We start from the raw sequence: 7,493 nt of genomic DNA on the forward strand, positions 1-7,493 counted from the left end.
GTTCGAATTGACGCAGAACTACCCGAACCCCTTCAACCCGACCACCACCTTCCGGCTGGCGCTGCCGAAGAAGGCAGAGGTGAAGGTGACTGTGTACAACATGCTTGGCCAGCGGGTGGCTGAACTGTTCCATGGCCAGCTGCCTGCGGGCGTGCATACCTTCTCCTTTGACGGCAGAAACTGCGCGAGCGGTGTCTACTTCTACCGGGTGGAGGCCGGTGACTTTGTCGGCATCAAGCGGATGGTTCTGGTGAAGTAGGATCGGAGGTGATTTTCACGCGAGGGAGGCATCGGTGGGCTTCGATGCCTCCCTCAGTTTTCTCGGATGATGCAGCAGATGCTTCTTCTGCGGGGAGCAGAGTCTCTGCAGGACCAAGCCGGAGGCCCGGGCCTAGTCTGGGGAATGGAGGCGGGACAGTGAGGCGGGCGTTGGCTGTGGGTCTGTTCCCTGAAGCAGGAGAAGCTGTGGCTCAAACACCTCCCAGTGGAGGTCAACCCATGAAGGGACGAGTTCTGTTTGCCGTCGTCTGGGGGTTACTGTGGGGCATGGGGGGTGGTGCCAGGGCGCAGCAGCCCTGGGTTTACCAGCCTCGCATGGACATCCGCTTCCCGCAGCCCGATTCGTTGGTCAATCCCTATCTCTGCACCTTTGACAGCCATGACAACCTGTGGGTAATCTCCAGTTCGGCCGCACAACCCGGGGCAATGAACGCTCTGTTTAAGGCGAGTCCTGGTGACACACTGTTCAGCCTGGTGGTGGACTACACCGGCGACCTGAACATCGAGTCGACGCGGGGCATTACGGCCATCGGCGATACCATCTATGTGGTCTCGCGCATGCCGGGGACGCCAACCCCGTCTTTGGCCATCATGTATGAGTACCTGGACGGTGACCCGCAACAACGCAACACCTACTCAGGCTCCGGGTACGGCACGTGGGTCCTGGGGTTATCTGCGAATCGGGACAAGTACATCTACGCTTCTGTCTCATTCCGGACGTCCATCCGCGTGTACGACTTGACGGACGCGGCATCGCCGCGCGGGAGCTGGGTGCCGATTCTGCCCATCGAATACCACCCGTCAGAGCCAGGCGGGCACGATGGGACTGGCCGAAGCATCATTCGGGATGTGGCGGTGATACCTGGGGCAGACTATTCGCTGAGCAGCACGCCGTTCTACACCTCGCGCAACAGCGACTCCAGCGGACACATGGGCGGCGTCGCAGTTTGGAGCGGCGGCGTCCAGAGCGACCCGAAAGGCTACGCGGGGCAACGGGTGACAGACGTAGCTGCCGACCTGTCCTGGCTGTGGTGGACGCCTTATGGCTTGTGTTGCGATCGCACGGGCAATCTCTACGCCTGCGGCACCGACAGCACACGGCGCTGGGTGAAGGCGTTCTCCATAATGGGTAACTTTGCCGTGGAGCTGGAGGAGTTGCCGGCCCGCTTCAGTTCGTCGCGTCCGGATCCGAACGGGGCGCCGCTGCTGGAACCGACGGATGTCGCGCTGAGCGACGACGAAAGAACCGCCTATGTCATCGATGGCAGGGCGCGGCGGGCCTTCGCCTTTACGAGGGGGGGCTTAAGGGTGGATAGCTCGCCGGATCTGCCGCCGCGTTCGCTCCACCTCCTCCATGCCTATCCGAACCCTTTTAACGCTGAGACGAAAATTAGGTTCGAGTTGGCAGAACAGCAAGCGGTGCAATTGAGGGTGCTCAATGCCAGGGGCGAGGTGGTGCAGGTGCTATTTCGCGGTGCGCTGGCAGCCGGACGGCATGAGGCCAGATTCTCGGCCGGACAGCTGCCAACCGGGACCTACGTGATTGAGCTGCGTGCGCGCGAATTGCTTGCTTCTACGAAGGTGGTACTCCTGAAGTGAGTTGCCTTTCCATGCGGCACATCACGGCAGCATGCGCAGTTGCGGCGCTGCTTTCCGTCACCCAAACCTTGGGGTGGACCCAGGACCCTTTGCCTGAAGCACGTGGCGTGTGGATGAGCCGAGATGTGATTCTTGACGGGCCAGCGCGCATGGAACAGGTTTTCTACCGGCTTGCCCGGGCTCATTTCAATCGGGTCCTCGTCGACGTCCAATACCAGGGTGCAACTATCTATCCGAGCCGGGTGATGGCGGATGCAGGGGGACCAGAGCAGCGGGCAGAGTTCGCTGGCCGCGACCCGCTCCAGGAGGCCATCGAAATAGGACATCGCTTTGGCCTGGAGGTGGTGGCCTGGTTCGAGTACGGCCTGATGGCGCACTGGCACCCTTCCGACAGCAGCGCCCGGGGGCCTCTGATTGCGGCACACCCCGACTGGCTGGCCATCAGGCGCAACGGTTCTGCCGTGGTGGCCAATGAGAACGGGTTCTTCCACTGGCTCGACCCTGCTCACCCGGAAGTGGCGAACTTCATGGAGGACCTGTTTGGCGAAGTGGCGGCCCGCTACCCCGGGCTGGACGGCATCGAGACCGACCGGATTCGCTACCCCTCCTCAGAATTCTCGTATTCTGAGGCGGCGCGCAGCCGGTACGTGGCCGAGACGGGCGGCAGCGACCCGCTACTCATCGACACCAGGCATCCAGAATGGGCACGATGGGTGCGTTGGCGCGAGCAGCAGACGACGACCCTGGCCAGACGCATCTACCTCCGGGTAAAGAAGGCGCGTCCCGATCTCTTGGTGAGCGCCGCAGTGGCACCGCCCTATATGCTCCTTGCCGGAGAAAAGCTGCAAGCCTGGAACGTCTGGGCTGACAGCGGCTACGTGGATGCCCTTGAGCCGATGCTCTACCTGCCAGACGCCGACTTGCAAAACCAGCTCAACTTGAGTCGGACCTTAGTTCCGACTACCTTCGCCCTTTACCCTGGGATTGCTTACCGGGACGATGCCTCGCTGCTCTTCCAGGTGGGTCGTGTGCGAGAGTCCGGGTGCGGCGGCGTGACCATCTGGTATTTTGGCGCGATGACAGAGCAAACCCTGCAAGTGCTCGGCAGTGGCCTTTTCGCGCAGCGCGTCAATGCCCCGCATACGGAGCTGATAGTCGATGAGGCCGATCCGATGAGGTTCCAGTGCTCCGGCCCCTGGCAAAATGTTGACAACGGATATGCGGGCAGAGCCTTGGTCGCTCCTGCTGGGTCTGAGCAAGCCGCGGCCAGCTGGGAGACCTCGGTGCTGCGCGAGGGGCTTTACGAGATCTTTGCACGATGGCCATCGGTTGCAGGGGCAGCGAGAGACGTCGTCTATCGCGTGGCTACGGGGAGTGCTGAGATTTCGCGCGCTGTCGACCAGGGCCAGAATCCTGACGAGTGGGTCTTTCTTTGTGCGGACACTTTGCGGTATGGGCAGAAGGTGACGATTTCGCTCCATGGTTCTGCGAGCGGCAAGGTCATTGCTGACGCCGTTCGTCTCCTCAGGGTCGGGGACCTGGTCGTCGATGACTGCCTTGTACCGGACAGCGTGCATATCGAGCTCAAGTTCAGTAGGGTGGTGGACACGACATCGGCGACAAGGGTGGAGAGTTACGCATTGGAGCCGGGGGGACGTGTGCTTGCCGCAGTGATGGTCTCCTGTGGGGCGTCGGCCGTGCGTCTCAACGTGACCCCCCTTGTGCCCGGGCAGGCTTACCGGCTCCGGCTGCTCGGCGTGCGGGACAGGGCCGGCAACCCGTGCCGCACGCAGGAGGTGACCGTTAGCTTTGTCCCAGATCGTGTTGCCTCCCTAGTGGACGACGGTGCGCCCACCTTCAGGACGTACGGCGAGTGGAGTACGACGAACGTAGGGACGGGGTTTGTCGGTGAGGGGTACGCGGTGAGCCGTGCGGGCAGGGGAGAAAACCGAGCGCAATGGTGGACGCAAGTGGGGCTGGATGGACTCTATGAGCTTAGCGTCAACATCCCAAACTGCTCCATGGAACTTGCACGTCGCGCACCGTATTACGTGCTGCACCATTTCGGGCAAGATACGGTCCACGTCGACCAGAGTGCAGCGCGTGGTGGATGGTCGGTGTTGGGACGGCGATACCTTCGCGCGGGCGAGTTCGCCAGTATCATGCTCGTCAATGCGGTGGACTCCGGAATGGTGGTCGCGGATGCGTGCCTCCTGCGACGGGTCTTGGATACGTTCGTGCCGCAACAAAGCCGGCCCCAGGCGCGTGCCACACCAGAACTCTTGCAGAACTACCCGAATCCCTGCAACGGAGAAACCACCGTGCGCTTTGTGGCGCCAGGAGCGGGAACTGCCCAGATTAAGGTCCTCAACGTGCTTGGACAGGAGGTAGACACGGTGAGCACCTCCGTGCCGGCGGCTGGCCTGTATCGAGTGAACCTTGCGCTGGCGCAGCAGCCCACTGGCCTCTACTTCTGCCAGCTGATCTATGTCGACGAAGCGGGCGCGCAGTTCCCCAGTGCCTGCACGCGTAAGCTGTTGCTCATTCGATGAAAATGCTCAGCAAAATGGCGACTGTGTTGCGCGGAGCGGCGGCTGCCGCAGGAGCGCTTGCCGTCTTGTGGGCCTGGCAGGCTCAGAGTTTGGCCCAGGTGCCGAAGGGAAAGATTGCGGGGAAGGTGCTTGACGCCGAAACAAAGCAGGGCTTGCCTGGGGCCAACGTGGTCATCCAGGGGACCACGCTCGGGGCGGCTACCGGCCGCGACGGGGAGTACTATATCCTCAACGTCCCGCCCGGCACCTACACGGTGGTAGCGCGCATGATCGGCTATCGCAGCATGCTGGTACGGGGCGTCACGGTGGTTGTGGACCGGACGAGCACCGTAGATTTCTCCCTGGAGGCGACTGTGCTGGAGATGGCGCCTCTGGTTGTGGAGGCAACTCGGCCGGCAGTGGTCCGGGACCTAACGGCGACGGCAAAGGTGATGGAGGCGCGGGAAATCGAGACTGCGCCGGTGGAGGGGCTGCGCCGCGTCCTTGAGTTGGATGCCGGCGTGACGCGCAATCCCAACGGCACTTTCTCCATCCGCGGCGGTGGCGCCTTCGAGCTGCAATTCCAGATCAACGGTGTGGAGCAGATCTCCTCCAATACCGGCGTTCCAGGTTACAACCTGTACGGAGAAAAATCCAACACAAGTTGGAAATACGACTTTAACCCGCTGGGTGTGAAGCAGATGGAAATCATCTCCGGCGGCTTCAGCGCGGAATACGGGAACGCTCAGTCAGGGGTGGTCAAGGTGGTGACCAAAGAAGGTGAGGAGCGTTTTCATGGTGAGTTTCGAGTTGAGGTCCGGCCGCCGGGCAAATACCACTTTGGCCCCTATCTGTACGGGCCAGAGACAATCGAATGGCAGCGCTGGGGCACGTTCGCCAAATGGCAAGAGTGGCGGGACAAGAACGCGCCGAGCATCTCCGACGACTCGCTGAGGACCTTCTACTATGACCGCTGGGTTGCCAACCATAGCCCAGGGCCGAACAACTCCTCTAACCCACTGGGGGTGTACGACTATCGCAAGCTGGTCTATCAACGCTACTTGTTCGGGCTCGGTGGCCCTCTCGGAGGCGGCGACCGTCTCCGCTTCTATCTGTCTGGCGAATACCGACGCGCACCGCTTCGCATCCCCAGCGTGGAACGAGTGCAGGTCTATCAGAACTATGTTCTCAATCTGAGTTGGCGGATAGGCAACGCAGACAAGCTCAAGCTCATGGGCCAGTATCAGGCCCATCACGGCGCAGTCTGGTCGGGTTCGGAGGATATCCGTTGGGCCTCGGTGATCGGCCAATACCCGACCTGGAAGTACTGCCTGGTCTTAGAAAGCCCAAAAGACGAAATCACCACCACGCAGACACTCACCTGGACAAAGGTCTTCAGCCCACGGACCTTTTTCGAGCTCACGGCGTGGCATCAGCGTGAACGTTACATTGAGCGCAACTTGCCCATTATCACCTCGACCGACCCGCGGCTGGTTCCTGCCGGGCCGTGGGACGAAGATTTCCGGCGCATCGTCTACGAGTTCACTTCCCTCTACGCCCTCGATGCGCAAACGGATGTGTGGAACGTGAGCGCGGACTTGACCAGTCAGGTGAACGCCCGGCACCAGTTGAAATGCGGCGCCCGCGGGCAGTACTGGGACACCCGGTATGCGGGCGAGTCCGGAGCGCGTATCAATGCCTTTGTCGCCTACTCTGGCTTTGCTGAGTACTATCATGCCTATCCGCGATACGCTGCCGCCTATGTGCAGGACAAGATGGAGTTCCAGGGGATGGTGGTCAACGCCGGCCTGCGCTTCGACGCGTTCAACATGAACGTACCCGTGCCCGTCGACCGCTTTCGCCCATTCTACCAGGGAACCGGACAGGGAGGAGGGCCGTACATCGGTGACGTGGGCGACCCGCGAACGCGGCGTCCTGCGAGTCACTTTGCTCTTGCACCTCGTTTCGGACTTTCTTTCCCGGTGGGGGAGCACACCGCCTTCCGTTTGCAGTATGGCCACTTCCACTCGATGCCTCTTTTCCGGCACGCGCTCTCCAGGAACACGTGGCAGGGGTGGCGCATGTACGGCAATGCCGATCTCGGATTCAAGAAGACCATTAGCTACGAAGTGGGACTGCAGCAGGGCCTTGGCGGCACGCATCGCCTGGACGTTGCCGCCTACTACAACGATCGTGTCAGTCAGACAGTGAGTGCACGGGTCCACTCACCGACCGGTTCGCAGCAGGAGGCGCCGCAGAACCCTTATTACCTCACCTATGAGAACAATGGCTACGGCGCCTCGCGTGGCATCGAAGTGGCCCTGGAAAGGGTGGCTCCAGGCGACTGGAGGTACCGCTTAAGTTATGCCTTTGCGCGCACCTCCCAAGGAGCCTATGGTGCCATCGACATCTACCAGGACCCCAATGACCCGCGGAGCGTGGTGGAGCGGCGCAGCGCCAACGATTTTCTCGCCGAAGAGGACCGAACCCACTCATTTCGCGCGCTTGTTTCTTATTCGGTGCCTGGCCGGTGGTGGCGAGAGTTCCTTGGCAGTGAGCCATTCAAGGACTTGGCCTTGACCATGATTTACCAGGCACGCAGTGGGTCGCCATTCACGTACGTGACCAGCTATGATGAGTTTACCGACGTGGTCAACAACAGGCGCTATCCTCTTGAAGCCAGAACCGACCTGGGGATCTCGGTGCGCGTTGGCCTTGGCACGCTGCAGCCTCTCTTGTCGGTGCGCATCGAGAATCTGTTCAACGATCGCTGGCTCACGCCACTTGCCGGGGAGGAGCTTCGCAACTGGGTTGAGTATGGCATTAGCCGGGACACGCCGCCTACCAGCGATAGCCCGAACGACCCCCAGGCGAAGATCTACAAGCTCAGTTACTTCCGAGCCTATCGCAACGCACCGCGGGAGGTCTATTTCACGGTGGGATTGGGATTCTGATGATGCTATCTCGGTTGCCACAACGAATTGCGGCCTGCCGGCCGTTCTTGGCGGTATGCGCCATGCTCTCTGCTGCGAGGAGCACCGCCCAAGTGGAGGCCACCGCCATTCCCCTCACTCGCGGGCAGTT

The 7,493-nt window shown here is 61.4% G+C and carries 4 protein-coding genes; all 4 read left to right on the forward strand.

Features of this window, described 5'->3' with window-relative positions; translation table 11 throughout:
- On the forward strand, positions 1-259 hold a 259-nt coding region (locus H5U38_03960), incomplete at its 5' end, for a T9SS type A sorting domain-containing protein (GenBank protein ID MBC7186173.1).
- Positions 260-498: 239 nt separating this feature from the next.
- Positions 499-1,878, forward strand: coding sequence for a T9SS type A sorting domain-containing protein (locus H5U38_03965; protein ID MBC7186174.1), 1,380 nt, complete (start codon positions 499-501; stop codon positions 1,876-1,878).
- A 113-nt stretch (positions 1,879-1,991) separates the two neighbouring features.
- Positions 1,992-4,430, forward strand: a complete 2,439-nt coding sequence (locus H5U38_03970) for a family 10 glycosylhydrolase (GenBank protein ID MBC7186175.1) — start codon at positions 1,992-1,994, stop codon at positions 4,428-4,430.
- Positions 4,431-4,444: 14 nt separating this feature from the next.
- Positions 4,445-7,363: a TonB-dependent receptor gene (locus H5U38_03975; protein ID MBC7186176.1), complete on the forward strand. Its 2,919-nt coding sequence runs from the start codon at positions 4,445-4,447 to the stop codon at positions 7,361-7,363.
- The last annotated feature ends 130 nt before the right edge of the window (positions 7,364-7,493 follow it).

Source organism: Calditrichota bacterium, assembly GCA_014359355.1.
In the GTDB taxonomy this organism is placed as follows: Bacteria; Zhuqueibacterota; Zhuqueibacteria; order JANLFK01; family Oleimicrobiaceae; genus Oleimicrobium.

Bases quoted from the DNA above. Each gene is read 5' to 3' on its own strand.
- H5U38_03965 (MBC7186174.1), top strand. From the start codon at position 499: ATGAAGGGACGAGTTCTGTTTGCCGTCGTCTGGGGGTTACTGTGGGGC.
- H5U38_03970 (MBC7186175.1), top strand. From the start codon at position 1,992: ATGAGCCGAGATGTGATTCTTGACGGGCCAGCGCGCATGGAACAGGTT.
- H5U38_03975 (MBC7186176.1), top strand. From the start codon at position 4,445: ATGGCGACTGTGTTGCGCGGAGCGGCGGCTGCCGCAGGAGCGCTTGCC.